Below are 3,696 nucleotides of genomic sequence, written 5' to 3'. Positions count from 1 at the left end.
TCGTCTGCTGAATGAGACGCTTGGCCCCATCGAGGCCCGCTTAGCCCGCATGGAGTCACAGAGCACACAGACCCTAAACCTGCTCGACGACTGCAAACACCCACTCTCGCTTGGCGCACCGACGTGGAAAGTCATTTGTGAAAATTGCCGACGACTGTGGCGAGCGCTCCGAACCCGTCGGTCGTGACAGGTTCCATACGACTCGGGTCAGTGCTTGGGGGCCAGCGCAGTCCAGGCGCTCGTCGAGACGGGCTACGTGGTGTATGCGATCACCCCGAGGGCGGCATCGCGGTATCGGGATCGGCGCACGCTGTCGGGGGCGAAGTCGGATCCGGGCAACGCGAAGATGCTCGCCGAGCTGGTGCGCACCGACCGCCAGGCAGTCGCCACAAGAGCGCCGAAGCTTCCGAACCACGGTCCGCACCGGACGCTTCCCAAGCGTTGGCTTTCGCAGTACTCGCACTTCTTCGAAGCACATGACGCACTGTCACCCGACGCGAACAAGATGACCCGTACCGCTCGGCGGCAGCCGACCCAACGCAAGTTCGCGCCTAGAGGCCTCCATGAGAACTTCAACGAGGATGACGAGCTACTGACCGTGAGCCGAGCAAACGAATCTGGGGGCGGCGTGACGGCGTCAGCACAGACCATGTCCGCCTGCTGGGACCGCTACGGATGATCGACCCAAGCAGCAGGGGCATAATGCCAACATCACTCATCATCGGGTCCGCCGGAACCGAAGCGACGTTCGAAGTCACCGACCTCCTCGGCGGCATTCCGATTGCGCTGATCATCGCTACGTTTGCTACCCACAGGTGGATCAAAGCCAGGGAGAGACGTGGTGAATCAACCCCAGAGTCATGGTTGAATGATCGGCCACGACTCCGAGACGTCGGAGGAGCTGTCTGGTTGGGGATTTTCGCCACCGCTTTCGCGATCGGTATGGGCTTGCTGCTTCCGAGCGCAGCCGACAATGGCGAGACGGTGTTAGGTGCGTCCCGATCCGAACCGATTACCAGGGTGATCCGGCAACAGGACGAAGTGACCGTGACGAAGGAGTGGCTCGTAATTCAACGCTCGGATGGAACTATCGAACGTCTGCGCCCACTGTCGTCGGAAATCATCTCCCTGCCCAGTATGACCAGCCAATGCGAACCCATGACGCTGCTACGGCCTGGAGACCGCACCCCTTGCACGCAGCAACTCGCATGGGTGTTCGGAGCACCCGTCGACGATTTTCCATGGAAGAACATCTGGACAGTCGGGTACCCCATCCTTCTCGTATTCCTTCTCATTTTATCTGCGGGTGCGGCGCTTGGGTCCACGATTCAGCTGCGAGACGCTCTGAGGGCGAAACCCGACGAACTTCCAGCGGCCGAACGGTCAAGCTGACGATGACTGAAAGCCGGGCCTCCCAATCTCGCCAGGGTGGCCCTTTGCTGACGCTGTTTCCTCGACGGGCTGGTTTGGAACTGCAACCTCGCCGCTGTCGCTGTCGCTGTCGCTGAGCGAAGCCTTGTTCCTTGAATTCATTCGGGGTCCACCCCCTTTCTCCCCAGTTGTGGGCAGGCGACTCCGACCCCGGCATGATGATCGACGACGACAACGTGTTCAACGTAGGAGCGAACGGCTTGAGCCACACGGTGTGGTGCCTGACGCCCTGTCAAGGACGGACGTCGCCAACCGATTATCGTGTGGCGCTGTCGGTCGTGGCGCAGCACTGAAGAAGCTGACTGCCGCACTACCCACCCCAGATGGAGCGACGACTGCTGGAACCCGCCGAGCAACTCTGGGGAGATTCACCTGAGCGTGATCAGCAGCTCATCAGAGTGGTGATTCGGTCAGCCAGATCGTGGCTGCTGTACTTGCTCAGTACTGTCATGCCTTGCAAGGTGTGGGGGTCGGCGCTGAGCGCAATCAGCCTGGAGGGGTCACTTGACCTTGTCTCAAGTCGGCGAATTCTCTTGAGTCTGATGTCGAGAGCGTCACGCCCTGACGGTCCTCGACGGTCACGGTGCGGCGTGATCCACATGCAGTGGAACGGGGCCGGCCCGACTGTCACGAAACCATTGGGTGGACGTTGGAGACGCCCGACTGTGGTCAGACCAACTGGTACTTTGGCCGTGTGTCATCGACCGGATCAGACGACGGCGAGGAGGATCGCAGTGTGTTCCAGGAGGTGTTCACTGGGACCGCACCGAGGCTGCGTTGCCGCGAGGTGACAGGCAAAGAGTGCGACAGGCCCATGCGTGCCGACGACGCCGGATGTGGTCTGGACGGACACGTGCGCCTTGCACCTGTCGGGCAACCACGAGGACCCGAGTCGTTTCGGTCGCGTAGGCGCCCAAAGCTCATCGTCGACGAGTACATCGAGTACATCGAGGATGACCCAGGTGACCCAGTCGAGTTCGATGCGGCCACCTTCGAGTCACGAAGCGTGTGGGTGGCGACGGATGTGCAGCGGGTCTTCACTGCGTTCCACGGTTGCACGGCAGCCGAGGCGATCGAGAACATCCGTCTCGTGCTGCGCCTCGCAGCCGACCGAGGCAAGGTTGCAAGCACACCGTTGGGAATGCATCGCTTTTCGTGGGAGAGGTTCTCCGTTCTGGTCACCCCGGACCTACAGGCGGCGGTGCGATACAAAACGTTTCACTTCGAGCGGACGCCACAGATGGTCGCTGACGGGGTGCGAAGCCGGTTGGGGAGGAAGGGGGCAAGTGTCCGGAAACGTCCTTTGCCAGACGGACTCGAAATCGGTGACGTCGTCAGCGGGGTCGTCGAGAACGTTGTGATGTTCGGGGCGTTCGTTGACATCGGCGAGTGCGACGGGCTGCTCCATGTGAGCCAGTTCGGTGAAGGTGTGATCGATGCCCGTGAGGTGATCGAACCGGGCGCTGACGTCATTTGCGAGATCATCGCCGTGGACTACGAAGCGCAACGGCTGAATCTGCGGCTCATCGACAGCGCACATTCCGGCGGCTGACCGGGACCGCCCGGCTCCGAGACTCAGCTTGGTGACAACGGATCGATCGAACGATCTGCCGTCGGTCCACGCGCGTTGTGCGCGGTCCGTCACGTCCCTGGGGGGAGTGTGTGGACGCGCATAACGAACGCTCTGGGCCGCAGCTGCTTTCAGACCCTCTACAGGTGGCGAAATGGCGACCTCTCGATCTCGGCCGTCAACGTCAGGGCGGTGGCCCTCACCCTGTAGGAGTGGCCGCCAACATCGAGGCAGAGATACCTCCTGGTGCGATGAACCTTATAGAGGTGGATGCTGGGTGAATCGACGGCAACGAGACGACCGGCGTACATGTAGTCGCCCGGAGCGAGACTCGGCACGCCCGCTCGTTCGTGGCAGAGTCGGCTCAGCTGCTCGAGCGGAAACCAGTTGGGGGGCGATGACAGGTCGAGGCGGTATTCGTCCACGGCTGCTCCTTCGTGAGAGTTACTGAAGGAGGGAGCCGGTGATGTCGTTCTATCTGGTGATGATGATTGTTGCGCGCCTGAAGCAGCCGGTTGGCGCTCCGGTGCTCGGCGACCGGCTACCTTCGCGCTGCATGACACAGTCTGATCCCGGGGTGGGCGGTTGAGCTTTTCTGTGGTCGAGTCTCAGACTTTTTGGGACTGCGTTGCTGCCATGCGGCGGGACGATGCGTACAAGGGTGCGCTGATGGACACGCTCGTCGAGCTGCGCGT

The 3,696-nt window shown here is 61.6% G+C and carries 5 protein-coding genes and 1 pseudogene; 5 read left to right on the top strand and 1 reads right to left on the bottom strand.

From position 1 onward, the window contains the following. Positions 1-229 precede the first annotated feature (229 nt). The 4 genes and pseudogenes from ACESNG_RS10995 to ACESNG_RS10980 form a co-directional block, all read left to right on the top strand. Positions 230-376, top strand: a pseudogene (locus tag ACESNG_RS10995) (transposase); the annotation flags it as partial. A 326-nt stretch (positions 377-702) separates the two neighbouring features. Then, entirely contained in the window at positions 703-1,392 is a 690-nt protein-coding gene (locus ACESNG_RS10990; RefSeq protein ID WP_373068974.1) for a hypothetical protein, read from the top strand. Positions 1,393-1,586: 194 nt separating this feature from the next. Then, entirely contained in the window at positions 1,587-1,724 is a 138-nt protein-coding gene (locus ACESNG_RS10985; protein ID WP_373068972.1) for a hypothetical protein, read from the top strand. Between the two features lie 521 nt (positions 1,725-2,245). Continuing rightward, positions 2,246-2,983: a S1 RNA-binding domain-containing protein gene (locus ACESNG_RS10980; protein ID WP_373068970.1), complete on the top strand. Its 738-nt coding sequence runs from the start codon at positions 2,246-2,248 to the stop codon at positions 2,981-2,983. A 158-nt stretch (positions 2,984-3,141) separates the two neighbouring features. On the opposite strand, the gene ACESNG_RS10975 is transcribed toward ACESNG_RS10980, so the two are convergent. Beyond that, positions 3,142-3,426 carry a hypothetical protein gene (locus ACESNG_RS10975; RefSeq protein WP_373068968.1) on the bottom strand — a complete coding sequence of 95 codons (285 nt, stop codon included), beginning with the start codon at positions 3,424-3,426 and terminating at the stop codon, positions 3,142-3,144. 41 nt (positions 3,427-3,467) lie between these two features. On the opposite strand from ACESNG_RS10975, the gene ACESNG_RS10970 reads away from it, so the two are divergent. Further along, positions 3,468-3,590: a hypothetical protein gene (locus ACESNG_RS10970; RefSeq protein ID WP_373068966.1), complete on the top strand. Its 123-nt coding sequence runs from the start codon at positions 3,468-3,470 to the stop codon at positions 3,588-3,590. The last annotated feature ends 106 nt before the right edge of the window (positions 3,591-3,696 follow it).

Source organism: Gemmatimonas sp. (assembly GCF_041689975.1).
GTDB lineage: Bacteria > Gemmatimonadota > Gemmatimonadetes > Gemmatimonadales > Gemmatimonadaceae > Gemmatimonas.
This window is presented reverse-complemented; position numbering and strand designations above follow the sequence as displayed.

Bases quoted from the DNA above. Each gene is read 5' to 3' on its own strand.
- ACESNG_RS10990 (WP_373068974.1), top strand. From the start codon at position 703: ATGCCAACATCACTCATCATCGGGTCCGCCGGAACCGAAGCGACGTTC.
- ACESNG_RS10985 (WP_373068972.1), top strand. From the start codon at position 1,587: ATGATGATCGACGACGACAACGTGTTCAACGTAGGAGCGAACGGCTTG.
- ACESNG_RS10980 (WP_373068970.1), top strand. From the start codon at position 2,246: ATGCGTGCCGACGACGCCGGATGTGGTCTGGACGGACACGTGCGCCTT.
- ACESNG_RS10970 (WP_373068966.1), top strand. From the start codon at position 3,468: ATGTCGTTCTATCTGGTGATGATGATTGTTGCGCGCCTGAAGCAGCCG.